Raw genomic sequence first — 24,988 nt, 5'->3', positions numbered from 1 at the left:
GCCGTCCATGGAGTTCGATTTCGTCATCGTCGGTTCGGGATCGGCCGGTTCGGTCCTCGCCGCCCGCCTGACCGAGGATGGCCGCCACAGCGCGATTGTGCTGGAACGGGGCGGCTGGGACGGCTCGATCTTCATCCAGATGCCGACCGCGCTGTCGATCCCGATGAACCAGCCGCGCTACAACTGGTTCTACGAGACCGAGGCCGAGCCGCATCTCGGCGGCCGCCACCTGCATGTGCCGCGCGGCAAGGTCATCGGCGGATCGTCGTCGATCAACGGCATGGTCTATATCCGCGGCAACCCGGCCGATTTCGATCGTTGGGCGGAAGAGGGCGCCGATGGCTGGTCCTATGCGGACGTGCTGCCCTATTTCAAGCGCGCCGAGACCCGCGCGGCGGGCGAAACCGAGTATCGCGGCGGGTCCGGCCCGCTGAACACCTCCTACGGCACGCTGAAGAACCCGCTCTACCGCGCCTTCGTCGAGGCGGGCCGCGAGGCCGGCTATGCGGAGACCGACGACGTCAACGGCTACCGGCAGGAGGGCTTCGGCCGCATGGACATGACCGTCCATCGCGGCCGGCGCTGGTCGACCGCCAATGCCTATCTGAAGCCCGCCCTGAAACGGAAGAACCTGGCGGTGATGACCGACGTGCTGGTCACGCGCGTCGTGTTCGAGGCCGGCCGCGCGGTCGGCGTCGAGATCGAGCGCGGCGGGGCGCGCGAGACCATCCGGGCGCGGCGCGAGGTGATCCTGTCGGCCGGTTCGATCGGCTCGCCCCAACTCCTGAAGCTGTCTGGGATCGGGCCGGGGGCGGAACTCGGCCGTCTCGGCATTCCACTCTTGGCCGACCGGCCGGGCGTCGGCGAGAACCTGCAAGACCATCTGGAATTCTATTTCCAGGTCGCCGCGCGCGAACCGGTCACGCTCTATTCGCACATGAATCCGCTCGCCAAGGCGCTCATCGGCATGCGCTGGATCCTGCGCCGCGACGGGCTCGGCGCGACCAATCATTTCGAGACCTGCGGCTTCATCCGCTCGCGCGCCGGCATCCGCTATCCGGACATCCAGTATCACTTCCTGCCCGCCGCGGTGCGCTACGACGGCGCCGCCCATGTCGACCGCCACGGCTTCCAGGCCCATGTCGGGCCGATGCGCTCCAAATCGCGCGGCCATGTCCGCCTGAAAAGCGCCAATCCGCAGGACAAGCCGTCGATCCTGTTCAACTATATGAGCCATCCCGACGACTGGGAGGAGATGCGTGCCTGCGTGCGGCTGACGCGGGAATTGTTCGCCCAGCCGGCTTTCGCCCGCTGGCGCGCCGAGGAGATCCAGCCCGGCGCCGACGTGACCTCCGACGCGTCGATCGACGACTGGATCATGCGCAATGTCGAGAGCGCCTATCATCCCTCCTGCACGGCCCGGATGGGGCGGCGCGACGATCCCCAGGCGGTGGTGGACGGGCAGGGGAGGGTCTATGGCGTCGACGGCCTCCGGGTCGCCGACAGTTCGATCATGCCCTCGATCACGACCGGCAATCTCAATGCGCCGACCATCATGATCGGCGAGAAGATCGCCGACCATGTGCTCGGCCGGACGCCGCTGCCGCGCTCGAACGCGCCGTATTTCATCCATCCGGAATGGGCAAGCCGGCAGCGCTGACGCCGCGCGCGGCGCTTGCCGTTCAGCGGCGGACCGCTCGCCTCAGGCGGCGCAGGACAAATCGGGCAAGGTTGCCGATCCGTTCCAAAGCCGGGCCGAGGCGACCGCGATCATATTTGCTGCCCGCCTTGCGGCTCGGCCCGACGGTGGCGGCCAGTTGATCGGTCAGCCGGTCGATCGCGGCCTGGGCGGCGACCGGATCGGAACTGTCGATCGGGGCGACCGGTCCTCCCAGAATCCCGGCGAGCGCCGCGCGCGTCTCTTCACTCCACGCCGCCGCGCTGGCGATTTTACCAGGGTCGGTGTCGGAGAAGAAGGGTTGCCCGGTTTCCTTGCGCAGCCAGGCCACGTCCTCCTCGACCGCCTGCATCACCGCCCGCAGTACCGGTTCGGGTAGCGAGAAGTGCGAGCCGGGAACATCTTCGAGGCGGTCGCGCAGGGGGGCGAAGGCCGGACGGCGGCCTTCACGGCTGCGCCTCAGATAGCTGTCGAGGATCAGGATCGACTCGGCATTGCGGGCGGTCTTCGTCCAGATCCCCGCAAGCGCCTGGTGCATGGCGTCCGGCACGCCGACCACATGGCAGAAGTCGACCAGCAGGTCGCCGCCGACGAATTGTGCCCGGTTGAATTCACGCAGGATCATGGCATCCCGGCCGAAGACGGACGCCCAGGTTTCGAGATGCTCGCGGTAATGCGGCACCAGCGGGCTGCGGCCGGTCCGGATCGCGGCCGGGTCGGCCATCTCGGCGAGGGTGCCGCGGGCGCCCTTGACGTTCTGCTGGGCGCGGCTGTTGGCAAGGCTGAGGGGTTCGCGCAGGTAGGCGACGACCCGGATCGTATCGAAATGCGGCGCCAGGAAACGATGCAGGTCGCGGCACTGGGCCTTGGAGAACCGGAACAGCATCTCGCCGGAGGCGATCGTGATCCCAGCGCCCGGAAGCGTCAGCTGTGTCGTGAATGCCTGTTCGAGATCGTCGAGAGAGTAGTCGGTCATCGCGGTGTCCGCACCGAGATGCTTGGTGACCCTCGTCCGCAGTTTCATCTTCTTCGGCGAGAACAGCGCCAGAAAAACCTTGGAATGGCTCGGTCCGAAATCGAGATAGTTGATGCCTGCCGCCAGCAGTTCGGCGCGGTGGGCGTCGAACGACTCCTGGATCGAGGTCGATCCGGTCTTCGGCATGCCGATATGCAGGTAGAGTGTTCGGGGCATGGAGACAGCCTAGAAGGCTGACATTGTTCCTTCAATCCAGACAAGTTTGGAAACGATCCAGTTGGGTGGGAGTTGATCAAGGTGTTGCCGCGACGCCGCGGTCTTGCGGTTGCGGCCAGAGCTGCACCAGCAGGATGGCACCGAAGATCAACAGGCAGCCCACCATGGCGGCCGGGGTCAGCCTTTCGCCGAGCAGGAGGGCGCCGCCGATGGCCGCGAAGGGCGCCTCCGCGGCAAAGACGATCGCGGCATCCGAAGCTTTGGTATGCCGCTGCGCCAGCGCCTGCAGCGTATAGGCGAGCCCGCCGGACAGCAGGCCGCCATAGAGCAGCGGCCAGACGGCGTCGCGGACGGCGTCCAGACTGATCGGCGCCGTGGGTATCGCGATCGCCACGCAGGCGAGCCCGGTGAAGAGGCTCTGCACGAAGGCCAGCCCGACCGGCCGGCCGGCCGCCTGGACCACCCGCCCGATCAGGACGATCAGCGCCGCCCAGCCGATTGCCGTCACCACGATCATGCCGTCGCCGCGGGTGAAGCCGGATAGACCGCCGCCGAGCAGCCACGTGCCGGACAGGCCGACCGCGGCGCCGACCCAGACGATCGGCCGCGGCCGGTCCCGATAGAGCAGCCAGCCCACGATCGGGGTGAAGAGCACGTAGAGGCTGGTCAGGAAGCCGGCATTGGTGGCCGTTGCCGACACCATCGCCACCTGCTGGAGGGCCGAGGCGGCGAACATCACCAGGCAGATCGCCACGACCGTGCCGACGAGGCGACGCGGATACGGCTGCTGCGCGCGCCGCCGCTCCGCCGCCGCGAAGGGGGCCAGCGCCACCGCGGCGATCAGGAAGCGCAATCCGCTGAACCAGAAGGGATCCAGCGTCTTCATGGCGACCGATTGGGCCACGAAGGCGGTGCCCCAGATGGCGGCACAGGCGAGAAGCATCAGGTTGGCGGTGGAGCGGCGCATCGGCAGGACATATCGGCGGGAGCCGGTTGGGACAATCGAATTCGCCGCCGGCGGGATGGTTGTCGACGGGCAGGGCGCAGGTTCCCGTTCAGGCGGCGCCGGCGATCCAGTCGACAAGGCCGCCGAGCCCGGTCGTCCGCATCTCGAAGGCGAGACCCAGGCGCCGGGCGGCGGCGCGCGCATCCGCCTCCAAATTCGCGTCGGGCATCTGCGCCAGATAGATCAGCCGGGTGTAGTTGCCGAAATAGGCGGAGAGCAGGTCGGGATGCCGGTCGAGACCGAGCCCGCGCCAGACCAGGCTGTCGAAATGGCGGGCGAGATAGTCGGTCAGATAGAAGGTCGCCGGATCGGCGTCGTGCAAGGCCGCGAATTCGTCGATGCCGGCAAAGAAGGCGTAGCAATGATCGCCCGCGATTCGCTCGACGCCCTCGGCTGCGAGCATCCGGTCGAGTTCGCCGCCGGTGCCGCAATCGCCATAGGCGACCAGGATGCGGCCATAGCCGTCGCGGATGCGCGCGCTCGCGATTCGGCAGCGGACGGCGTCGGCGATCTTTTCGGGGCGGTTGTGCAGCTTGGCCGGGATGCCGACGACATCGACATGGTCGAGGCCGGCGAGCCGCAGCGCCGCCATCACCTCGCGGACGACGGCCCCGCAGCCGATCACCAGGGTGCGAGCGGACCGGTCGACGGCCGGTCGGGCGGTTGGGCCGGGTTTGCAAGCGGCCGTGACCGAGACCGCCATGTCCCGGCCGGGGGCCCCGGCGGGGGCGTCGGTGGTTGTCGTCGGCCAGGCCGGAGAGACGGTCCGGGCCGCCCGTTCCATCGCGGCCGCCCGGCCGCCGCGGCGACGGCCGGGCGTGGCGCGTCCGGCACCGGTAGCGCCGTCCTGGGGTTTGCGATCGTCGTCGCCGTCGTCCGTCATGAGGTTCGGTCCGTCCGGGCGGCGAAGGCGGCAACCGGGGGTGCCGCCGGTCCAGTGGTTCGATCGAGACGGATGGTCCCCACCCGTCTCGTTGTTCCGAACCGCTCACATTCTTGATTGCGTGGCCAATTCGATCTGACATTTGCGGCACGCAAATGTCAGATTTCGACCGCCAGATCAGCCGCGCGCCTGCACCGAGCCCTGGCGCCGGGCCATCCAGGTCTTGGCGGTCTCGACCGCAATGGCCGCGTCGCGGCAATAGGCGTCCGCGCCGATCGCCTCGGCGAAGGCCTCGTTGAGCGGGGCGCCGCCAACCAGCACGACATGGTCGTTGCGGATACCCTTCTCGCGCATCGTGTCGATGACCACCTTCATATAGGGCATGGTCGTCGTCAGCAGCGCCGACATGCCGAGAATGTCCGGCTGATGCTCGTCGATCGCCTTCAGGTAGTTCTCGACCGGATTGTTGATGCCGAGGTCGATCACCTCGAAGCCGGCGCCTTCCATCATCATGCAGACGAGGTTCTTGCCGATGTCGTGGATGTCGCCCTTGACGGTGCCGATGACCATCTTGCCGATCTTCGGCGCGCCGGTCTCCGCGAGCAGCGGCCGCAGGATGGCCATCCCGGCCTTCATCGCATTGGCCGACATCAGCACTTCCGGCACGAACAGGATGCCGTCCCGGAAGTCGACGCCGACGATGCGCATGCCCTCGACCAACGCCTTGGTCAGGATGTCGTAGGGCGTCCAGCCGCGCCCGAGCAGGATGTTGACGCTGTCCTCGATCTCGGCGGCGAGGCCGTCATAGAGGTCGTCCCACATCTGCTCGACGAGTTCGTCGTCGGAGAGCGCATTCAGATCGAGATCGTCGTCGGCCATTTCGGTCGGATCCTCAGGGGGATAGAGGGCGCAGGAAGCGGCGCCGCAGCGGCAGGTTTCCAGCCATGAGGCTGCCTCGCCGCGTCGTGCCGGGCTATCGTCTCCCGGACCGTCACTGTCGGCGGAACGACATGGTGGAACCTTGGCGGGCCTTCACGCTGCCTTGTCGCAGGACGACCCCGCATTCGCGCCGCCACGATAGGCGGATGTGGCCGAGATGTGGAGCGAAAGGGTCGAGCGCGAGGCCGAGAGGGCGGCGATCTCCGCCTCGCCGTCGCCGATCGCGGCCGAGAAGCCGGCGACCATCTCCTGGCTGAACTCGAATTCGGCGGTCATGCTGCCCTTGTCGGTCATCACCTCGAAGGTGCCCTTGATGGAGACCGACAGGCTCTCGGCCCGCGAGACGGTGGCGACGACTCCTTCGGCGGATGCGGCGGCCGGCGTTTCGGGCAGCGTCGCGAAGGTGCCGAGCAGGGTGCGATAGTCGGCCGCCCGGTCAGGCGGCAGGTTCGCCCGATCCGCGACCCCGCTCATCGCCTTGCCGAAGGCCGCCTTGGCCTCGTCCGGGGGCGCCTTGCCGGTCGCCACGTCGGAGAGATAGCCGAACATGGCGATCTTGTCCGAGGACGACAGGTCCCGGTCCTTCAGGATCATCTGCAGGCTGTCGAGCAGGAATTGCAGGCGGTCGAGCGTCTCGCTGCCCTGAGCGTCGCCGTCCTTGGCGAGAAGATGGTCGAGCGAGGCGTCGAGCGACTTCAGTCCGCCTGCCAGGGTATCCCGCGGCGTCGGCGCGCTGATCGCGAGGGTCGACGTGCTGGATCGGGTGACGGAGATCTCCACGGCCGCCTGCGCGCTGGCGCCGGACGATCGGCCGCCGCCTGTCGCCGATGCGCCGATGCTGCCGCCCGAAGCGAAGAGCGAGGCGGTCAGGTTGATGGTGGATGCGGACGTGCCGGCAAGGGCGAGCATGGCGTATCACTCCGAGTCCCCGCGGAGTTTGACGCCGGACCGTTCCAGTATGGTTAACGAATTCTGTAAAGTCGCGCCAAACCCACCGAAACCGGCCGATCGGGGGCCTTGGCGGCGCGATACGCTTTCCGGTGTCGCGCGATCAGGCTTTGTCTTCGGCCAGAGTGTGCGCGACGATCGCGTTGGCGTGGCCGTGACCCATGCCGTGCTGGTCCTTCAGCATGGCGACGAGGTCCATGTGACGGGCCGGACAGGCGGCCCGGACCACGGCTTTCCATTCGGCGATCGGGCGGCCGTATTTCTTCTCGATCGACGGGAAATACGAGGCAGGGCCTTTGATCGTCTCGGTCATCCGGAGATGAAAAGGCCGCCCGCCGCCGAAGTCAATGCGATCCCCGAATAGGGAAAGGGGGACGCCCGGGCCGCAGCACGAAGGTGCAGCCGCCCGAGCCGTGCTGTCCGCGGTCCCGCTCTCAGGCGCGCAGGCGCAGATTGTCCGGATCGAACGGGCTCTCCGGGACCACGACGGCGCGATGCGTCGTGCCGAGCACGGTAACCTGCAGTTCCGTGCCGACCTCGCCGAGATCGGGCCGGACCATGGCCAGCGCCAGCGACTTGCCGGTCCGCCAGCCGTAGCCGCCCGAGGTGCAGCGGCCGACCAGGACGCCGTCCTTCAGGATCGGCTCGGAGCCGCGGGCATCGGCATCGGTCGCGTCGAGAAGTTCGAGCGTGACGAAGCGGTTCGGATAACCCTTCTCTCGGCCGGCGACCAGCGCGTCGCGGCCGATGAAGTCGCCCTTGTTGGGATGCACGAAGCGGTCGAGCGCGCTCTCATAGGCGGAATACTCGATCGACAGTTCGCGTCCCATGTTGCGGTAGGACTTCTCCAGCGCCATCGAGACCATGGCGCGGATGCCGAAGGGCCGGATGCCGAGCGGCTTGCCGGCCTGCATGATCAGGTCGAACAGGCGGTTCTGCATTTCGATCGGGTGGTGCAGTTCCCAACCCAGTTCGCCGACGAAGTTCACGCGCAGCGCATCGACGCCGACGGTGCCGACCGAAAGCGTCTTGCCGGTCAGCCACGGGAAGGCGGCATTGGACAAGTCGGTATCGGTCAGCGACTGCAGCAACTCACGCGAGCGCGGCCCGGCCAGCACGAAGACGCCCATCGAGGTCGTCAGCGGACGAAGCCTGACGCTGCCATCCGCCGGCAGCAGCCGCTCCAGTACGTCGTGATCGTGCCGCTCCAGGCCGCCGGCGGAGACCAGATAGAACTGGTTGGCGGCGCGCTCGTAGACGGTGAACTCGGCCCGGACGCCGCCCGACGGGGTCAGCAGGTGGCTGAGGGCGAGCCGGCCGCGCTGCTTGGGGATGCGGTTGGCCAGAATGCGGTCGAGCCAGGCGCGCGCGCCGGGGCCGGTCACCAGCATCTTGGCGAAGGGCGTCATGTCCTGCAGGCCGACGCCCTCGGTGACCGCGCGGATCTCGTTGCCGACATGCTGGAAATAGTTCGAACGCCGGAAGGACCAGATCTCCTTCACGGTGCCGTCGGCATCGGGCGTCGGATGGTTGTGGTTGGTGATCACATCCGGCTTGTCGAGGCTTGCCACGTCGATCGCATAGCCCTCCGGTGCGAACCAGTTCGGGCGTTCCCAGCCGTAGACCGAGCCGAACACGGCGCCGAGCGCCTTCATCCGGTCGTAGCAGGGCGAGGTCTTGAGCGGGCGCGCGGCCTCGCGCTCCTCGTCCGGATAGTGCGGCGTGAAGACGTTGCGGTAGGCTTCCTCGTTCTTTTCGCGCAGATAGCCGCGCGAGGCATAGGGGCCGAAGCGGCGCGGATCGACGCCGCCCATGTCGATGGTCGGCTCGCCCTCGACGATCCATTCGGCCAGCTGCCAGCCGGCGCCGCCCGAGGCCGTGACGCCGAAGGAATGGCCCTCGTTCAGCCAGAAATTCTTCAGGCCCGGTGCGGGGCCGACGATCGGCGAGCCGTCCGGCGTATAGGCGATGGCGCCGTTATAGACCTTCTTGACGCCGACCTCGCCGAAGGCCGGCACGCGCACCATGGCGGTCTCGATATGCGGCGCGAGCCGGTCGAGATCCTCCTGGAACAGTTCGTATTCGCTGTCGTCGGCCGGGCCGTCCATGTAACAGCACGGCGCGCCGCGCTCGTAGGGCCCGAGGATCAGGCCGCCGGCCTCCTCGCGCATGTACCAGGCGCTGTCGGATTCGCGCAGCACGCCCATTTCCGGCAGGCCGGCGGCATGCCGCGCCTGGATCGCCGGATGTGGCTCGGTGACGATATATTGGTGCTCGACCGGGATGACCGGGATGTCGAGCCCGACCATGGCGCCGGTCTTGCGGGCGAAGTTGCCGGTCGCCGACACGACATGCTCGCAGGTGATGTCGCCCTTGTCGGTTTTCACCAGCCATTCGCCGCCCGGCAGCTGCTCGATGCCGGTGACGGTGGTGAAGCGATGGATCTCGGCGCCGAGCTGCCGGGCGCCCTTGGCCATGGCCTGGGTCAGGTCGGCGGGCTGGATATAGCCGTCGTCGGGGTGGCGGATCGCGCCGAGGAGCCCGTCGGTCTCGCAGAGCGGCCAGATGGCCTTGACCTCGTCGGGTGTCAGCACCTCAACACGGATCCCGATCGTGTCGGCGATGCCCTTGTAGTACATGTACTCGTCCCAGCGATCCTTGGTCCGGGCGAGACGGATGTTGGAGACTTTCCGGAAGCCGACATGCTGGCCGGTCTCGGCTTCCAGGCTCTCGTAGAGCTTGACCGAATATTTGTGCAGCTGGCCGACCGAATAGGACAGGTTGAACAGCGGCAAGAGGCCGGCCGCGTGCCAGGTTGAGCCGGAGGTCAGCTCCTTGCGCTCGATCAGGCAGACATCGGTCCAGCCCTTCTTGGCGAGATGATAGAGCGTGCCCACGCCCACCACGCCACCGCCGATGACCACCACGCGCGCATGCGTTCTCATTGTCTTTCCCCCGGATCCCGGCGCTTCAATCGGTCGGGAGTGTCGGAGCCGGCGCCGCCCGGAGCTATCCGCCGGACGACGCGGCATGTCGCGGGAGGGATAGGGCGTCGCACCCCTGGTGCGGACGGCCGAGGCACCCCGATCCTGCCCGACGCCGCTTCGGCCGTCCCGTCAGCGCGGCGGCTCGGAGGTCATCGGTGCGGGCGCGCCGGGGACACCTTCCGCCAGACACTTCTCGGCCGAACGGCGCCAGAAGGCGATCGTCCAGGCGACCGCCATGCCGATCGGCAGCGTGATCCATCCGGTCAGCATGACCCCGAAGAAGAGCCCGTAGGTCATCGCGAAGGCGAACATGTATGCGAAATCTTCGAGGCGTCCGGACGAACCGGCCGGGGCCTCGATCGGCTTTTCGGACAGGATGGCCTCGAAGGGCAGGCCGATGGCGAGCATGACCGGGTAGCTGATCAGCACCACCGCAGCGCCGAGCCCGATCGCCCCCCACAGCGAGGTTCGCGGCGGCCGGGCGACCATCGGCCGCCATAGAATGAATGTCGCCACCAGTCCCGCGAGGGCCGCCGGAACGGCAAGCGGCAGGCCGTTGGACAGCGCATAGGCTGTGGTGAAGGCCGCCGCCGCCATGGCAAGACTGGCGACTGCCCGGTCGTACCGCAGGATGAAGGCAGGCCGAGGGGGCGGTGCGGGCGTCATCGCGGATCGGGCTTGAAATCGCCGCCGCCGGCCGGCCCGGTCTCGCCGACCGTCATCCGCGACTTGCCGGCCGTGCGCACGCCTTCGATCGAGCGCAGGGCGCCGTTGAAGGTCGGGTTGGCGCGCAGCGCCTCGCGGCCGGCCTCGATCACCAGATCGACCTGGGCTGCCGGAAGTTGGAGCGTGGTCGGCACCTGGTTGAGCGCCGCCTGCTTGTCGGGCACGTTGTCGAAGGCGACCTGGCCGATGAAGAACTTCAGGTCGCGGCAGTCCCAGCCGGCCGTCGAGCCGCGCAGGCGCTTGACCTCGCTGAAGGACAGCTTGCAGCGATACTCGATCAGCTGCTGCTGCCAGTCGCGCATGGTCATCCGGAAGGCGTCGTAGCTTTCCGCGACCGTCGATTCGATCATCGCGTCGGTGACGGCGCTGAGGAATTCACCGCCGCTCGGTCCTTCGAGGCGACGGCCCCAATCGCCGATCTGCTCGCGGCCGGCATTGACCACCAGATAGACCATCCGCTTCATGCGCACGGCCTGACGGGGTGTCAGGGGGCCGTAGGCGGTCTGCGAGGCGGCGCGCGCCAGCGTCAGGCCGGTCACTCCGAAATTGTCAGACAGGCCGCCGTCGAGCAGCTTGACGTATTTCAGCTTGGCCGGGTCGCGGTAATTCTCCAGCGCGCGCGCATAGTTCTTGAGGCTCTGGGCGGCCTGCATGTTGTGGCGCGCCGTCTCCAGCCAACCGGGCGGATTGTAGGTGCAGCGAGGGCCATAGGCCTCGAGCACGATCGGCGCGAAGGCCACCGGCACGGCGGCCGACGCCGCGACGGCCTCCGACAGCGGCAACTGGTTCAGGTCGCTGCACAGCGCCCGGAACGTCTCGGTCTCGAAGATGAAGGGGGCCCGGCTGTAGAGATCGGTGGCATTGATCCAGATGACCGGCGCGCCCGGCCGGCGCATCTGGCCGAAGCGGGCATTGTGGAAAACCTTTTCGTCCAGCCAGCGGGCGAAGCCGGTGCGGTCGTTGACGCCGCCCGACAGCGCGCGCAGCAGGTTCGACGGCCGGACCATCGAGGTGCGCAGATATTCCTCGGCGTTCTGGATCAGAAAGCTCTCGCGATAGTCCTGGAACCCTTGCGGTCCCTTCAGACCGAAATAGGCGGCGGTCACGGAGCCGCCCGAAACGCCCGAGACGAAGCCGATCGCCTCGATCATGCTGCGCTTGCCGGTCTCTCCGGGCAGCGGCGTTGCGGCCATCTCCTTCAGAACGCCGAACGAAAAGGCGGCAGCGCGCGTCCCGCCGCCCGAGAAGGACAGGCCGATCAGAGTGGCGTTGTCCTCGGAATTCGGGGCGACGGGTTCCGCCGCATTGGCGGCCTCGATGGCCGGCAGGTTGATCGGCTCGTTGAGCACGCTCGCGCAGCCGGACAGCAGACCGGCGGCAAGGACGAGGATGGCGGACGACAGCGGACGCGACATGGAGGGATGCTCGACGAAGGCGGTGCGTTTGAAAGGCTGCGGGATTGTTCGGGCACGACCCCGCACTTGTCCACGCATCCGCTCTGAAATTCGCGATATGACGCATCTTGTAATCTACTGTAATCGGTGCCGTGTTGCAGATCCGCACCGAGCCTGAGCGCGCACGCGCCCAAACCGGTTCGAAAGTGCGATCCGGTCGGCCGGAGGTCGCCCGGTCAGGCGGCCGAGCCGAGGGGAAGCCGGAATGTGACGGTCAGCCCCGGTTGGGCATCGGTGAGCTCGATCCGGGCGCCGTGGCGGATGGCGATGGCGCGCACCAGGCTGAGGCCGAGGCCATGGCCTGGCACCTCGGCGGTGTCGGCGCCGCGGGTGAAGCGGTCGAAGGCGCGCTTGCGGAAGGCGGGGTCGAGCCCGGGGCCGCGGTCGGTCACCGACAGCACGGCAAGATCGTCGGCAACCGTGAGGGCGATCGTCACCCCGGCCCCCGGCGGCGAGAATTTCACCGCGTTGTCGACGACGTTGGCGAGCATGCGGGCAAGCAGCATCCGGTCGCCGAGCACCGGCACCGGCCCGGCCGCGGCGACCGACAGCGTGATGCCGCGCTCCTCGGCCACCGCCTCGTAGAGGTCGGCCACGTCGGCGACCACTGCGGCGAGATCGACCGGCGCCAGGCCGGCCCGGTTGCCGGCCTCGGCCTCCGTGGTGGCGATATCGAGCAGAGCCTCGAACACCCGGACGGTGTCGGAGACCTCGGTCCGCGCAGCCTCGGCGGCGGCGGCACGTTCGGCCTCGCTGCCGGCATCGGCGATCAGGTCGATACGGCCGCGGATGCGGTTGAGCGGCGTGCGCAATTCATGCGCGATCCGGTCGGAGACTTCGCGCAGGCCCCCGATCAGGCGCTCGGTGCGTTCCAGCATGGCATTGACGTGGCGGGCGAGGTCGCCGAACTCGTCCGGCCGGTCGGCTCCGGCGACGCGCGCAGCCATCGTGCCAGCCTCGACGGCGGCCGCAACCTCGTTGACGGCCAGGATGCGGGCGAACAGCCGCCGGCTGGCCAGCACGCCGCCGCCGATGCCGAGCGCCAGGGTGGCGGCGGAGGCGCCGATGAGGATCAGGGCGAGGCGGGCCAGATGGGTGTCGTCCTCGGCCAGCGCATGGCCGATGACGAGCCGGAAACCGCCGGGCAGGGTGGTGCCGGCGCCCCAATAGTCGCCGGGGGGGCGGCCGTCGGCGGCGGCGGTGAAGCGGCCGAGCCGATCGCCGGTCGGGACGCCCACCGGCCACTGCGCCAGATTGCCGGCGAGCCGGCCGTCCTTCTTGTCGGTCAGGAGATAGACCGCCGCGACGGTCGGATCGCGTTCGAGCCGCGTCTCGATCGCCTCGCGCAACGCGATCAGGCGGCGCTGGGCGTAGAGGTCGGCGAGCCCGGTCAGATCGGCGCGGACCAGCGCCTCGGTGCGGGCGGCCACCTCGCGCGCGGCAAACCAGTAGACCCCGGCAAAGATCACCCCATTGGCGATGGTGATCGCCAGCGCGATGCCGAGCGCGAGCCGGAAGGTCGCCGAGCGGGCGAGGGCGGTCGGGCGTCGGGTCGCCGGGTCTGGGGCCGCCGGGTTTGGGGGCGCAGCGCTTGGGGTCGCAGGCGCCGTCACGGGTGCCGCGCGGCGGTCGCGTCCGGCCCCCCGGTCTGGCTCGGACCTCTCGTCTCGGACGGATCGACCGGCTCGAAGGCGTAGCCCTCGCCGCGCTGGGTGACGATCGGATTGGGCAGGCCGTCGATCTCCAGCTTGCGCCGCAGCCGGCTGACATGGACATCGACCACGTTGGTCTGCGGATCGAAGCGCAGGTTCCAGACCGCGTCGAGCAGCATCGAGCGGGTCAGCACGTCGCCGGCATGGTCGGCCAGCATGCGCAGCAGCTCGAATTCCTTGCGCGAGACGGCGACGAACTGGCCGCGTCGGTGCACGGTGCGCGCCTTGACGTGGATCTCGACATCGCCGAGCCGGAGCAGATCGGGGCTCTCCGCCGGCATGGCGGCGCGGCGCATCAGGGCGCGGGCGCGGGCGACGAACTCGTCCGGATCGAACGGCTTGGCCAGATAGTCGTCGGCGCCGCCGTCGAGCCCCTCGACCTTGTTGGCAGCGCGGCCCAGAGCACTCAGGATCAGCACCGGGACGGCCGGCCCCCGGCCGCGCAGGCCGCGCACCCAATCGAGCCCGTCGCCGTCCGGCAGCATTCGGTCGACGACCAGAAGATCGAACGTCTCGCGGGCAACCGCCGTCCGGCCGCCGGCGATGGAGGCGACGCGGGTCGAGGCCCAGCCGGCGGCGTCGGCGATGCGGGCGAGATCGGCCGCCGCGGCATCGTCGTCTTCGACCAGCAGCACCCGTTTCACGTCGCAGCCCCCCTCAGAAGCCGATGCTATCGCGCGGGCGGACATTGCCGCGCGCGCCGATGCCGTCGCCGGGACCCCTGGCCGGATCGACCAGGACATAGCGGGTGCTGCCGTCGGCGCCGCGCAAGAGCAGGACGGCGGTCGCGGCCGGACGGGCGGCGACCCGCGCGCGCGCCTCTTCTGCCGACGCGACCGGGTCGGTCCCGACCGCCAGGACGGCATCCCCGGCGCGGATGCCGGCGGCGGCGGCCGGCGTGCCGGCATCCGGTTCGGCGAGTTCGCTGCCGCTCGACGCGAAGGCAAGGCCGAGACCGGCGGCATCGGGACGGCCGGCGGCGATTGGCGCGGCCCGGCCGTCGGGCGTCAAGGCCGCGAACGGAGCAACGGCGGATGGCGGCGCCGGCGGCAGGTCGAGCATCAGTTCGGATCCGGCCCGGCGCACGGTGAGGGGAACCGGCCTGTCGATGCCGGCCGCATCGAACGCCAACGTCAGATCGAAGGCGCGCCCGACCTTGCGGCCGGCGGCCCCGACGATCACGTCGCCGGCCCGCAGCCCGGCCCGGTCGGCGGCTTCGCCCGGCGCAATCTCCTCGACCAGGACGCCGCTGCCGACGGGATTGCCGAGCGCCCGCGCGAGGTCGCCCTCGATGCTGCGGGCGACCAGACCGACGGTGCGCGTGCCGACCGGCCGCCCGGCGGCGACGTCGGCCAGGAAGCGGGCGACCACGGAGCCCGGAATGGCGTAGCCGATGCCGACATGGCGGCGGAAGCCGTCCGGCATGGCGGCGTTGAGGCCGACGGCGCGGCCGGCGCGGTCGACCAGCGGCCCGCCCGAACTGCCGGGATTGAGCGCCGCGTCATGCTGGATGGCCGGGTAGGGCGAGCGCGCGTCGATCTCGCGGCCGAGCGCCGAGACGATGCCGCGGGTGACCGAGTGGCCGAGCCCGAGCGGGGCGCCGACGGCCAGGACCTCGTCGCCCGGCGCCAGCCGGTCCTCGGGCGCGACCGCGATTCCCGGCCCATCCGGCCCGCCGGTCAGAGCGGCGATGTCCTTGATCGCATCGCGCGCCACGACCCGCGCCTCGGCTCGGCGGCCGGCGCGGTCGGCCAGTACGACCGCCTCGGCATCGCCGACGACATGGGCGGTGGTCACGATCAGCCCGGTCGCGGCATCGCGGAAGGCGGTGCCGACGGCCGGAGCCTCCTCGCCGCCGAGGGGATGGACCGAAAGGGTCGCCGCCAGAGCGATCGAAGCCGGGCTGGCGGGCGGGGCCGGAGCGGTCGTCGGCGCCATGTCGACGGCGGAAGGCCGTGGGACCGGCGCGCAGCTGCAGCTCGGACGGACCAGAAGGATCACGCCGGCGACGAGAGCGACGGCAAAGAAGCCGGCGAGGACGAGAGGGAATGCGCGTCGGCCCATGGTCACCGTACCGCCCGGAGAGCGGGGTTCGAGTCGAAGGACATGCCGTTTTACCCTCTCGCGGCGAAGTCCTCCCGTGAAAAATTCCGTCATCCGGCAGCGGACACCCCGCCGCCCGCCGCGTTCGCGCAACCGACCATGCGAATGACGGAATTTGTCACGCAGGCCGTCGTTGCGCCGTGGCGGCGCAAGGGCTTAAGGTCCCGCCGTCGCGTTTCGACCGGGGGGCAGGGGCCGGTTCTCGCGATCCGGCTTGCCGCCGGTTCAATGCCACGGGGGAAATCATGATCACGCGCCCGGTTCGCTTTGCTGTGCTTCTCGCCGGCTCCCTTCTCGCCGGCCTTGCCGTCCCGGCCTCCGCCCAGGAGGGCGTCAACCGCGCCGACGGCTCGGCGAAGAAGGACGGCGAGGCGATCGCCAAGTATCTGCAGATGTCCCGCGAACTGGTCGATTTCGGCCGTGCCAACCGCAGCCCCGCGGCCCTGGTGGTCGCCGCGCAACTGCGCGCCCAGGCGCCGCTGCACCCGATCGAACGCCAGCCGAAGACCGAAGGCGGCGAGGCGGGGCCCAAGGACGACAGCGCCATCCTGACGGTCGCTTCGATCCTGGCCGAGGCCAAGGCCATGTCGCGCAACGATCCGACCATCCTGGCGCTGGCCGACGACGTGATCGCCACCCAGCCGAAAGGGCGTCTGGCCGGGCCGGGCTACAACGTCAACGTCGTGCCGGCGCGCGGCACCGACACCTATTCGAATGTCGGCTTCGCCGGCGGCCGCTATGCCGAGGTCTATGCCGAGGGCTCGGGCCGCACCGATCTTGATCTCTTCGTCTACGACCAGAACGGCAACCTGATCTGCTCGGATACCGACGCCAGCGACGTGGTCTATTGCGGCTGGACGCCGCGCTGGAACGGCAGCTTTACCGTGAAGGTCGTCAATCGCGGCCAGCATGCCAATAAGTATGCGCTGATCACGAACTGATCGGCCGCATTTCTCCTGCCGTTCGCCTGATTCCCGGGGTGCCGCCGAAGCGGCGCCCCGTTTGCGTTTCCGTGCCCCGCCTTTGTTCGGCCGCCTTGTCACGACGCTCCCGGAAGGGGGAAATACGGACCGCCCTCTTGCGTCTGGTTCCGGTATATGTCTATACATAATGACCGCAGGGAGAGCGCGATGACCATGCCCCGACCCGACCGCCTCTGGCGCAACGCCAGGCTCGCCACCATGGCCCCCGGTCTTCCGGGGCTCGGGATCGTCGAGGCCGGCGCCGTCGCCGCAAGCGGCGGGCGGATCGTCTATGCCGGCCCCGAGGCCGACATGCCGGCGGCTCTGCGCGAGGCGGCCGAGACGGTCGATTGCGGCGGACGCTGGATCACGCCTGGTCTGATCGACTGCCACACCCATCTGGTTCATGCCGGCGACCGTGCGCACGAATTCGAACTGCGGCTGCAGGGCGCCAGCTACGAGGAGATCGCGCGCGCCGGCGGCGGCATCGTCTCCTCCGTCAAGGCGACGCGCGCGGCGAGCGAGGCCGATCTCGTCGCCGCGACCCTGCCGCGGCTCGATGCGCTGATCGCCGAGGGCGTCACCACCGTGGAGGTCAAGTCCGGCTACGGGCTCGATCTGGAGACCGAGGCGAAGCAGTTGCGCGCCGCGCGCCGGCTCGGCACGGTTCGCGACATCGGCGTCGCCACGACCTTCCTCGGCGCCCACGCCCTGCCGGTCGAGGCCGGGGGCGACAAGGATGCCTATATCGCCAAGGTCGCCGACGAGATGCTGCCGGCCATCGCGGCGGAGGGCCTCGCCGATGCGGTCGATGGCTTCTGCGAGGGCATCGCCTTCTCGCCCGAGCAGATGACGCGGGTGTTCGAGGCCGCGACGACGCTCGGCCTGCCGGTCAAGCTCCATGCCGACCAGCTCTCCAACCTGCATGGCGCCGCCCTTGCGGCCCGCTTCGGGGCGCTGTCGGCCGATCACCTCGAATATGCCGATGCCGAGGGTGCGGCCGCGATGGCGGCGGCCGGCACCGTGGCGGTGATCCTGCCGGGCGCCTTCTATTTCATCCGCGAGACCAAGGTACCGCCGATCGACCTGTTCCGCGCCGCCGGCGTGCCGATGGCGTTGGCGACCGACTGCAATCCCGGCACTTCGCCGATGACCTCGCTGCTTTTGACCATGAACATGGCGGCGACGCTGTTCCGCATGACCGTCGAGGAATGCCTCCTCGGCATCACGCGCCACGCCGCCCAGGCCCTCGGGCTGGCGGCCGAGACCGGCACGATCGAGGCCGGCAAGTGGTGCGATCTCGCCATCTGGGACATCGATCGCCCGGCCGAACTGGTCTACCGGCTCGGCTTCAATCCCCTGCACGCCCGCATCCGGAGAGGCCGATGAGCATTGCGATCCATCCCGGCGAGGTCTCGCTCGCGTCCTGGCGCGCGGTCTGGGAGGGTGCCGATCTGGCCCTCGATCCGGCCTGCCGGCCGAAGATCGTCGCCAGCGCCGAGGCCGTCCGCCGCATCCTCGCGGCCGGCGCGCCGGTCTACGGCATCAATACCGGCTTCGGCAAGCTCGCCAGCGTGCGCATCGCCGATGCCGACCTGGAGACGCTGCAGCGCAACATCGTGCTCAGCCATGCCGCCGGCACCGGCGCGCCGATGCCGAAGCCGGTCGCCCGGCTGATGATGGCCTTGAAGCTCGCCAGCCTCTCGCAGGGCGCCTCGGGTGTCCGGCCGGAAGTGATCGATCTCCTGGTCGCCATGCTGGCGCGCGATCTGATCCCGGTCGTGCCCTGCCAGGGTTCGGTCGGCGCCTCCGGCGACCTCGCCCCGCTCTCCCATATGACCGCGGCCATGATCGGCGTCGGCCATATCCTGGTCGGCGACGCCCATGTCCCGGCCGCCGATGCGCTCGCGCGCGCCGGCCTCGCCCCGCTGACGCTCGGCGCCAAGGAAGGGCTCGCGCTCCTCAACGGCACCCAGTTCTCGACCGCCTACGGGCTCGCCGCCCTGTTCCAGGCCGAGCGGCTGTTCCAGACCGCGCTGGTCACAGGGGCGCTCTCGACCGACGCGGCGCGCGGTTCCGACGCCCCGTTCGATCCGCGCATCCATCGCCTGCGCCGCCACCGCGGCCAGATCGAGACCGCCGACGCGCTGCGCCGGCTGATGGCCGGCAGCGCGATCCGCCAGTCGCACCTGGTCGACGATCCGCGTGTGCAGGATCCCTATTGCCTGCGCTGCCAGCCGCAGGTCATGGGCGCCGTGCTCGACGTTCTCCGCAGCGCCGCCGGGCTTCTCGGCACGGAAGCCAACGGCGTCTCCGACAATCCGCTGATCTTCGCGGAGGAGGGCGAGGCCCTGTCGGGCGGCAATTTTCACGCCGAGCCGGTCGCCTTCGCGGCCGACATGATCGCCATGGCGGTGTGCGAGATCGGCTCGATCGCCGAACGGCGCATCGCCATGCTGGTCGACCCGGCGCTGTCCGGCCTGCCGGCCTTCCTGACGCCGAAGCCGGGGCTCAATTCCGGCTTCATGATCCCGCAGGTCACCGCCGCCGCGCTGGTCTCCGAGAACAAGCAGATGGCCCATCCGGCGAGCGTCGATTCCATTCCGACCTCGGCCAACCAGGAGGACCACGTCTCGATGGCCGCCCATGGCGCGCGGCGGCTGCTCGGCATGATCGCCAATGCCGAGGCGGTGATCGGGATCGAACTCCTGGCGGCCGCGCAGGGCGTCGATTTCCATGCGCCATTGACCTCCTCTGACCCGCTCGAGGCCGTCCGCCGGGTGCTGCGCGCCGCGGTACCGCATCTCGACGACGACCGGCACTTCCACCCCGACATGGAGGCCGCCAACCGTCTGGTCCGCTCCGGCGCCATCGCGGCGGCCGCCGGGCTCGACCTGCCGGGGCTGTTCTGATGGCCCCGACCGGCTGGCTGACCGTCACCCGCGGCGACGCGCCGCTCCTGGTCTCGATCCCGCATACCGGGACCGACATCCCGGCCGCGCTCGAAGATCGCCTCGTCTCGCCCTGGTTGGCGCGCAAGGACGCCGACTGGTGGATCGACCGGCTCTACGACTTCGCCGCCGGGCTCGGCGCGACCGTGGTGCACACGGCGATCTCGCGCACGGTGATCGACGTGAACCGCGACCCGTCCGGCGTCTCGCTCTATCCGGGCCAGGCGACGACCGGCCTCTGCCCGGTCGAGACCTTCGACGGCGAGCCGCTGTACCGGTCCGGGCAAGAGCCCGATGCGGCCGAGATCGCGGCGCGGCGGACGGCCTATTTCGAGCCCTACCACGACGCGCTCGCCGCCGAGATCGCGCGCCTGAGGGCGATCCACCCGCGCGTCGTGGTCTATGACTGCCACTCGATCCGGTCGGTGATCCCGCGCCTGTTCGAGGGCTCATTGCCGAACTTCAACATCGGCACCAATTCCGGCGCGAGCTGCGATCCCGCGCTGACCACGCGCATCGAGGCGGATGTGTCGGGCGGCGGCTTCGACCGCGTCACCAACGGCCGCTTCAAGGGCGGCTTCATCACCCGCAGCCTCGGCCGGCCGGCCGACGGCGTCCATGCCGTGCAGATGGAACTCGCCTGCCGCGGCTACATGGCCGATCCTTCCGGGTCGCTCGGCCCCGAGACCTGGCCGGCGCCGTTCGATCCGGCCTTCGCGGCGCCGATGCGCGACCGCCTCGTTTCCGTTCTCAAGACCTGCCTCGCCTTTGCGCTCGAAGGAGCCCGTCCATGACCCGCCCCGTCTCCCGCATCGACAATGCCCGCGTCATCCGTGCCCCGCGCGGTCCCGTGCTCAACGCCAAGAGCTGGATGACCGAAGCGCCGCTGCGCATGCTGATGAACAATCTTGACCCGGAGGTCGCCGAAAAGCCGGGGGAGCTGGTCGTCTATGGCGGCATCGGCCGCGCCGCGCGCGACTGGGACCAGTATGACCGCATCGTCGAGACCCTGAAGCGGCTCGAAGAGGACCAGACCCTGCTGGTCCAGTCCGGCAAGGCGGTCGGCGTGTTCCGGACGCACGCCGACGCGCCGCGCGTGCTGATCGCCAATTCCAACCTGGTGCCGCGCTGGGCGACCTGGGACCATTTCCACGAGCTCGATCGCAAGGGCCTGATGATGTACGGCCAGATGACGGCCGGCTCCTGGATCTATATCGGCAGCCAGGGCATCGTGCAGGGCACTTACGAGACCTTCGTCGAGGTCGGCCGGCGCCACTATGGCGGCGACCTGTCGGGCCGCTGGATCCTGACCGCGGGGCTCGGCGGCATGGGCGGCGCGCAGCCGCTGGCGGCCGTCATGGCGGGCGCCTCCTGCCTGGCGATCGAGTGCCAGCCCTCGCGCATCGAGATGCGGCTGAAGACCCGCTACCTCGACGTCCAGGCGAAGGACCTCGACGAAGCGCTTGCCATCATTGAGCAAAGCTGCCGCGACAAGAAGCCGCTCTCGGTCGGCCTGGTCGGCAATGCCGCCGAAGTCCTGCCCGAACTGGTGCGCCGCGGCGTGCGCCCGGATGCGGTCACCGACCAGACCTCGGCGCATGATCCGATCAACGGCTACCTCCCGGTCGGCTGGACGCTGGACGAATGGGCGAGCCGGCGCGAGAGCGATCCGAAGGCGGTCGAGACGGCGGCGCGCGCCTCCATGGCGGCCCATGTCCGCGCCATGCTCGACTTCCACCATGCCGGCGTGCCGACGCTCGACTACGGCAACAACATCCGCCAGATGGCCAAGGAGGAGGGCGTCGCCGACGCCTTCGACTTCCCCGGCTTCGTGCCGGCCTATATCCGGCCGCTGTTCTGCCGCGGCATCGGGCCGTTCCGCTGGGCGGCGCTGTCGGGCGATCCGGAGGACATCTGGAAGACCGACGCCAAGGTCAAGGAACTGCTGCCCGACAACAAGCACCTGCACAACTGGCTCGACATGGCGCGCGAGCGGATCGCCTTCCAGGGCCTGCCGGCGCGCATCTGCTGGGTCGGCCTCGGCGACCGCCACCGGCTCGGCCTGGCCTTCAACGAGATGGTCGCGCGCGGCGAACTGAAGGCGCCGGTCGTGATCGGCCGCGACCACCTGGATTCCGGCTCGGTCGCCTCGCCGAACCGCGAGACCGAGGCGATGAAGGACGGCTCCGACGCCGTCTCCGACTGGCCGCTCCTCAACGCGCTGCTCAACTGCGCCTCCGGGGCGACCTGGGTCTCGCTGCATCACGGCGGCGGCGTCGGCATGGGCTTTTCGCAGCATTCCGGCGTGGTCATCTGCTGCGACGGCAGCGAGGCGGCGGCGAAGCGCATCGGCCGGGTGCTGTGGAACGATCCGGCGACCGGCGTCATGCGCCATGCCGATGCCGGCTACGACATCGCGCTCGATTGCGCCCGCGAGCAGGGCCTCGATCTGCCGGGCATCCTCGGGTGAGCCGGCCCGTCCTGCTCCCCGCCGCCGCCCGCGTGCCCAGGCCCTGGAAGAACGGCGGCGGGGTGACGACCGAGATCGCCGTCTTTCCGGACGGGGCGGGTCTCGATGATTTCGACTGGCGGCTTTCGGCCGCCGAGGTCGCCAGCGACGGCCCCTTCTCGACCTTCCCGGGCATCGACCGCATCATTGGCATCCTGGCCGGCGACGGCCTGATCCTGACGGTCGAGGGGATCGGTACGGTCCGGCTCAACCCCCGCTCGGACCCATTCGCCTTTCCGGGTGACGCGCCGACGGACGGGCAGCTGGCCGGCGGTCCGGTGACCGATCTGAACCTGATGGTCCGCCGGGGCCGGACGGCACGCCTGGAGCGAATCGAACTCTCTGGTTCGCACGCGCTGACGGCGGGACCGGGCGTGCTGCTCTGGCAGACCGGACAGGGCGGCGTGACCGTCGGCGACCGCGCCGTCGGACTCGCGGCCATGGACGGCTTGCAATTCGCCGACCGATTTCCGTGCCTTGTCCAATCCGACGGGCCGGGAACGATTTGGCTGGCGACGATCGACCGAGCGGGCGATTGACCGGCAACGCAATCGGAGCGATGGAAAACTGTGGCTCGCAGGACGGACGAGCCAGCCCGGTGCCCGTGTGCGACATGATCTCTGCCGGCGAGGTTGGTGCAAAGATTGGTGCTGGCTGTCGTTCGCGCAGCTCAGGTCACTGGGCCTTGCGTATCGTCACCGCCGGCAGCCTGCTCGTGCCGATCGCCTTACTCATCGGCTTTGCGGTACTGTCCTATACTGAACGCGCCAGGGCGGCGAGGGAGACCGTCTACAGTCAGATGGTGCTCGTCCAGGAGCATGTCGAACGGGTCTTCGGCACCTTCGAACTGATCCGCGCCTATATCGACGAAGCCACGGACGGTTTGACCAACGATCAGGTGCGGGCCGACGAGGTTCGGATACACCGCAAGCTCGAACGCTTCAGCCAGGACTATCCGCAGGTCCAGGGCATCTGGGTCCTCGACGAAACCGGGCGGCCGCTGGTCAGCGCGAACATCTTCCCGCTGCCGCCGAATCTCGATCTGTCGGATCGCGCGTATTTCAAGGCTCAAGTCAAGGAAGACAAGCCCTACATCAGCGAGATCATGGTCGGCCGCGTTCAGGACTCTCGGTTTTTTCAGGTGAGTTATCGCCGGGCACGGGCAGACGGGAGTTTTTCAGGTGTCATCGCCATCTCGGTCCAGCCTGAATATTTCAATTCGTATTTTCGAAAATACGGTCAAAGTGGCATAAATCACGTCACATTGTGGCGGGATGACGCTACGGTCTTGGTACGCTTCCCAGAACTGCCGAATATGAACATTCAAGATGCGAATTTGGAGCGATTCGTCAAAACGATTGCGCGTAAGCCGGATTGGGATGTCATCACTGGACGCGGCGTCTTCGAAAACGTGCCAAGGACGATCGGCTATCACAAGGTGGCCGGCTATCCGCTCTATGTCTCCGTTTCGATCGACGATGCGCAGGTCTGGAAGGCTTGGCGCGAGGCCATGCTGTGGCCGCTGCTGATCGGCATCGCGGGTATCTTCGGATTGTTCCAACTGATCCGGATAGCGGTGCGCTTCGCGGAGAGCGAGAGCCGGGCGCGCGGCGAACTGGAGGACGAAAAGCGGCTTCGGGAGCAGATGGAGGAAGAGCGCCACGCCATCGAGGAGGCCCTCTATCAGGCACAGAAGATGGAGGCGGTCGCCCGTCTGACGGCCGGCGTCGCGCATGACTTCAACAACATTCTGATGATCGTCCGCGGCAGCGCCGAGGCCCTGCGCCGGCGCGCCACCGACCCCGCCCGATCCGGCCGGCTGATCGATGCCATCGCGGCCGGGGCCGAGCGGGGTCAGACGCTGACCCGCCAATTGCTGGCCTTTTCGCGGCCATCCGCTGCGCAGGCCACCACGATCCGTCTCCAAGGCCTGGCAGCGGAGCTGAAACGCCTGCTGGTCCAATCCACCCGGGCCGATATCGACGTGGAAGTCGCGATGGCGGGCGACCTTTGGCCGGTTCGGGTCGATCGCAACGCGTTCGAGGTGGCGCTCATCAATCTCGCCGTCAACGCACGCGACGCCATGCCGGCCGGCGGTCGACTCAATCTTTTGGCCCGTAACGTCACCGCCGACGATGCTGCCTTGCCGCTTACTGGCGAAGCGGTCACGGTCACGGTCCGCGATACCGGCTCCGGGATTGCGCCCGATCATCTCGGCAAGGTCTTCGAGCCGTTCTTCACCACCAAGGGGCAGGCGGGCCGGGGACTCGGTCTCAGCCAAGTCTATGGTTTCGCCCGCAATGCCGGCGGAGTCGTGACGATCGAAAGCAGCTTGGGTCGGGGCACGTCGGTGACGCTCTGGCTGCCGCGGGTCAAGGCGGCCGTTCGGGACTCTGGGGAACCGGGCGGGCTGACGATGGCAGCCGCCCGGCCGGGCCATGCCATGCTGCTGGTCGAGGACAATCCCTGCGTGGCGGCCTCGGTGATGGAGATGTTCAAGGGCCTCGGCTATGCCGTCGATTGGGTTACCGACGCCGAACGGGCCGCGGACGTGCTGGCGGGCGGCTCCTATGAGTTGGTTCTTTGCGATGTCGTGATGCCGGGTCAATCCGGGCTCGACCTTGCCGAAAGTCTGGCTCGAAGCCGACCCGATCTGCCCATGATCCTCATGACCGGTTACAGCGAGATGCTGGAGCAGGCGACGCCCGCAAAAATCGAAATCCTATGGAAGCCCTTTTCGGAAGCGGCGCTCGGCGAAGCGATCGCCCGGGCTTTCGACCGCATCCGGGCCGGAGAGCACGTCGCCTCTGAGCCCGTCACCGCCGACAATGTCATTCGATTTCCGGGCGTCTAGAGCACGGTTCGATCGGAGCGGCTGCACTCTGATCGGAGCAGAAAAGCTTGGCCAAACATAAACTTGCGGCGGCAGCATTCGGGT

20 protein-coding genes are annotated in these 24,988 nt (G+C 68.9%); 8 read left to right on the top strand and 12 right to left on the bottom strand.

Annotation, left to right across the window (positions count from 1 at the left end; translation table 11 throughout):
• The first annotated feature begins 7 nt into the window (after positions 1 to 7).
• Complete coding sequence (gene betA, locus KL771_RS22010) at positions 8 to 1,660, top strand: choline dehydrogenase (protein WP_261970665.1); 1,653 nt, start codon at positions 8 to 10, stop codon at positions 1,658 to 1,660.
• Positions 1,661 to 1,682: 22 nt separating this feature from the next.
• Here the strand turns inward: betA and KL771_RS22005 are convergent, their stop codons facing one another.
• The 12 genes from KL771_RS22005 to KL771_RS21950 form a co-directional block, all read right to left on the bottom strand.
• A complete protein-coding gene (locus KL771_RS22005; RefSeq protein ID WP_261970664.1) occupies positions 1,683 to 2,870 on the bottom strand; it encodes a hypothetical protein in 1,188 nt (395 codons plus the stop codon).
• Positions 2,871 to 2,946: 76 nt separating this feature from the next.
• On the bottom strand, positions 2,947 to 3,837 hold the full coding sequence (locus KL771_RS22000; protein WP_261970663.1) for a DMT family transporter: 891 nt from the start codon (positions 3,835 to 3,837) through the stop codon (positions 2,947 to 2,949).
• An 88-nt stretch (positions 3,838 to 3,925) separates the two neighbouring features.
• A complete protein-coding gene (locus KL771_RS21995) occupies positions 3,926 to 4,759 on the bottom strand; it encodes a DUF1638 domain-containing protein (RefSeq protein WP_261970662.1) in 834 nt (277 codons plus the stop codon).
• A 177-nt stretch (positions 4,760 to 4,936) separates the two neighbouring features.
• On the bottom strand, positions 4,937 to 5,638 hold the full coding sequence (locus tag KL771_RS21990) for a corrinoid protein (RefSeq protein WP_261970661.1): 702 nt from the start codon (positions 5,636 to 5,638) through the stop codon (positions 4,937 to 4,939).
• Positions 5,639 to 5,791: 153 nt separating this feature from the next.
• Positions 5,792 to 6,607 carry a hypothetical protein gene (locus KL771_RS21985; RefSeq protein ID WP_261970660.1) on the bottom strand — a complete coding sequence of 272 codons (816 nt, stop codon included), beginning with the start codon at positions 6,605 to 6,607 and terminating at the stop codon, positions 5,792 to 5,794.
• A gap of 142 nt (positions 6,608 to 6,749) precedes the next feature.
• Positions 6,750 to 6,959 (bottom strand): DUF4287 domain-containing protein, encoded by a 210-nt coding sequence (locus tag KL771_RS21980; protein ID WP_261970659.1) that lies wholly within the window; start codon positions 6,957 to 6,959, stop codon positions 6,750 to 6,752.
• A 121-nt stretch (positions 6,960 to 7,080) separates the two neighbouring features.
• A complete protein-coding gene (locus KL771_RS21975) occupies positions 7,081 to 9,591 on the bottom strand; it encodes a GcvT family protein (protein ID WP_261970658.1) in 2,511 nt (836 codons plus the stop codon).
• Positions 9,592 to 9,762: 171 nt separating this feature from the next.
• A complete protein-coding gene (locus KL771_RS21970; RefSeq protein ID WP_261970657.1) occupies positions 9,763 to 10,299 on the bottom strand; it encodes a hypothetical protein in 537 nt (178 codons plus the stop codon).
• Positions 10,296 to 11,774, bottom strand: coding sequence for a patatin-like phospholipase family protein (locus KL771_RS21965; RefSeq protein WP_261970656.1), 1,479 nt, complete (start codon positions 11,772 to 11,774; stop codon positions 10,296 to 10,298). The genes KL771_RS21970 and KL771_RS21965 overlap by 4 nt, the downstream gene beginning before the upstream one ends.
• A 215-nt stretch (positions 11,775 to 11,989) precedes the next feature.
• Positions 11,990 to 13,426: a HAMP domain-containing sensor histidine kinase gene (locus tag KL771_RS21960; RefSeq protein ID WP_261970655.1), complete on the bottom strand. Its 1,437-nt coding sequence runs from the start codon at positions 13,424 to 13,426 to the stop codon at positions 11,990 to 11,992.
• Complete coding sequence (locus KL771_RS21955) at positions 13,423 to 14,169, bottom strand: response regulator transcription factor (protein WP_261970654.1); 747 nt, start codon at positions 14,167 to 14,169, stop codon at positions 13,423 to 13,425. Before KL771_RS21955 ends, KL771_RS21960 begins: the two co-directional genes overlap by 4 nt.
• Before the next feature lie 13 nt (positions 14,170 to 14,182).
• Positions 14,183 to 15,589, bottom strand: a complete 1,407-nt coding sequence (locus KL771_RS21950) for a S1C family serine protease (RefSeq protein ID WP_261970653.1) — start codon at positions 15,587 to 15,589, stop codon at positions 14,183 to 14,185.
• Between the two features lie 284 nt (positions 15,590 to 15,873).
• Here KL771_RS21950 and KL771_RS21945 point away from each other — a divergent pair, with 284 nt between their 5' ends.
• The 7 genes from KL771_RS21945 (at position 15,874) to KL771_RS21915 (ending at position 24,904) form a co-directional block, all read left to right on the top strand.
• Positions 15,874 to 16,569 carry a hypothetical protein gene (locus tag KL771_RS21945; RefSeq protein WP_261970652.1) on the top strand — a complete coding sequence of 232 codons (696 nt, stop codon included), beginning with the start codon at positions 15,874 to 15,876 and terminating at the stop codon, positions 16,567 to 16,569.
• A gap of 195 nt (positions 16,570 to 16,764) precedes the next feature.
• The gene (hutI, locus tag KL771_RS21940) at positions 16,765 to 17,979 is read left to right on the top strand and encodes an imidazolonepropionase (RefSeq protein ID WP_390867504.1); all 1,215 of its coding nucleotides are present in this window, start codon (positions 16,765 to 16,767) and stop codon (positions 17,977 to 17,979) included.
• A complete protein-coding gene (hutH, locus tag KL771_RS21935; RefSeq protein WP_261970650.1) occupies positions 17,976 to 19,502 on the top strand; it encodes a histidine ammonia-lyase in 1,527 nt (508 codons plus the stop codon). The genes hutI and hutH overlap by 4 nt, the downstream gene beginning before the upstream one ends.
• Positions 19,502 to 20,335, top strand: coding sequence for an N-formylglutamate deformylase (hutG, locus tag KL771_RS21930; protein WP_261970649.1), 834 nt, complete (start codon positions 19,502 to 19,504; stop codon positions 20,333 to 20,335). The genes hutH and hutG overlap by 1 nt, the downstream gene beginning before the upstream one ends.
• Positions 20,332 to 22,011, top strand: a complete 1,680-nt coding sequence (gene hutU / locus KL771_RS21925) for a urocanate hydratase (protein ID WP_261970648.1) — start codon at positions 20,332 to 20,334, stop codon at positions 22,009 to 22,011. The genes hutG and hutU overlap by 4 nt, the downstream gene beginning before the upstream one ends.
• The gene (locus tag KL771_RS21920) at positions 22,008 to 22,589 is read left to right on the top strand and encodes a HutD/Ves family protein (RefSeq protein WP_261970647.1); all 582 of its coding nucleotides are present in this window, start codon (positions 22,008 to 22,010) and stop codon (positions 22,587 to 22,589) included. The genes hutU and KL771_RS21920 overlap by 4 nt, the downstream gene beginning before the upstream one ends.
• Positions 22,586 to 24,904, top strand: a complete 2,319-nt coding sequence (locus KL771_RS21915; RefSeq protein WP_261970646.1) for an ATP-binding protein — start codon at positions 22,586 to 22,588, stop codon at positions 24,902 to 24,904. Before KL771_RS21920 ends, KL771_RS21915 begins: the two co-directional genes overlap by 4 nt.
• The last annotated feature ends 84 nt before the right edge of the window (positions 24,905 to 24,988 follow it).

Source organism: Prosthecodimorpha staleyi (assembly GCF_018729455.1).
Taxonomy (GTDB): domain Bacteria; phylum Pseudomonadota; class Alphaproteobacteria; order Rhizobiales; family Ancalomicrobiaceae; genus Prosthecodimorpha; species Prosthecodimorpha staleyi.
Note: the sequence above shows the minus strand (reverse complement) of the source record. Positions and strands in the feature narration are given on the sequence as shown.

Excerpts from the sequence above, each read along its gene's own strand:
- betA (WP_261970665.1), top strand. The coding sequence starts at position 8 with ATGGAGTTCGATTTCGTCATCGTCGGTTCGGGATCGGCCGGTTCGGTC.
- KL771_RS22005 (WP_261970664.1), bottom strand. The coding sequence starts at position 2,870 with ATGCCCCGAACACTCTACCTGCATATCGGCATGCCGAAGACCGGATCG.
- KL771_RS22000 (WP_261970663.1), bottom strand. The coding sequence starts at position 3,837 with ATGCGCCGCTCCACCGCCAACCTGATGCTTCTCGCCTGTGCCGCCATC.
- KL771_RS21995 (WP_261970662.1), bottom strand. The coding sequence starts at position 4,759 with ATGACGGACGACGGCGACGACGATCGCAAACCCCAGGACGGCGCTACC.
- KL771_RS21990 (WP_261970661.1), bottom strand. The coding sequence starts at position 5,638 with ATGGCCGACGACGATCTCGATCTGAATGCGCTCTCCGACGACGAACTC.
- KL771_RS21985 (WP_261970660.1), bottom strand. The coding sequence starts at position 6,607 with ATGCTCGCCCTTGCCGGCACGTCCGCATCCACCATCAACCTGACCGCC.
- KL771_RS21980 (WP_261970659.1), bottom strand. The coding sequence starts at position 6,959 with ATGACCGAGACGATCAAAGGCCCTGCCTCGTATTTCCCGTCGATCGAG.
- KL771_RS21975 (WP_261970658.1), bottom strand. The coding sequence starts at position 9,591 with ATGAGAACGCATGCGCGCGTGGTGGTCATCGGCGGTGGCGTGGTGGGC.
- KL771_RS21970 (WP_261970657.1), bottom strand. The coding sequence starts at position 10,299 with ATGACGCCCGCACCGCCCCCTCGGCCTGCCTTCATCCTGCGGTACGAC.
- KL771_RS21965 (WP_261970656.1), bottom strand. The coding sequence starts at position 11,774 with ATGTCGCGTCCGCTGTCGTCCGCCATCCTCGTCCTTGCCGCCGGTCTG.
- KL771_RS21950 (WP_261970653.1), bottom strand. The coding sequence starts at position 15,589 with ATGGGCCGACGCGCATTCCCTCTCGTCCTCGCCGGCTTCTTTGCCGTC.
- KL771_RS21945 (WP_261970652.1), top strand. The coding sequence starts at position 15,874 with ATGATCACGCGCCCGGTTCGCTTTGCTGTGCTTCTCGCCGGCTCCCTT.
- hutI (WP_390867504.1), top strand. The coding sequence starts at position 16,765 with ATGCCCCGACCCGACCGCCTCTGGCGCAACGCCAGGCTCGCCACCATG.
- hutH (WP_261970650.1), top strand. The coding sequence starts at position 17,976 with ATGAGCATTGCGATCCATCCCGGCGAGGTCTCGCTCGCGTCCTGGCGC.
- hutG (WP_261970649.1), top strand. The coding sequence starts at position 19,502 with ATGGCCCCGACCGGCTGGCTGACCGTCACCCGCGGCGACGCGCCGCTC.
- hutU (WP_261970648.1), top strand. The coding sequence starts at position 20,332 with ATGACCCGCCCCGTCTCCCGCATCGACAATGCCCGCGTCATCCGTGCC.